This is a genomic window from Devosia alba, assembly GCF_039938915.1.
Lineage (GTDB): Bacteria > Pseudomonadota > Alphaproteobacteria > Rhizobiales > Devosiaceae > Devosia > Devosia alba.
Window position 1 is genome coordinate 1 of sequence record NZ_JBDUUI010000122.1, and the last position, 252, is coordinate 252.

The 252-nt window shown below is 57.1% G+C and carries 1 protein-coding gene; it reads right to left on the reverse strand.

Translation table 11 applies throughout. The annotated features are described in order from the left end of the window. A partial coding sequence (locus tag ABFY71_RS19015; RefSeq protein WP_347947440.1) for a hypothetical protein occupies positions 1 to 252 on the reverse strand: 252 nt, incomplete at both ends.

Genomic DNA, 252 nt, shown 5'->3' on the forward strand with positions numbered 1-252 from the left:
TGCCGTGCTCTGCTGCTGCCGGGAAAGGCACTTGACTGATGATACCATAGTTAGGCCAGAGCGCTGCTATACGGCGCGGGGCTTCTTCCATAGCATCCTTCACTAAGTTACCTGCTAGTACCGCTGTCTCCTCGTCTGCGCTATCCAGATACAGCGCATCGTGTACGTTCGTTACCAGCACAACCTTACCGCCGTACCAGTCCTTCTGGATGAGCCTGCGCAGGACCTGCCCCGCTGCCACAGCCATAAGGA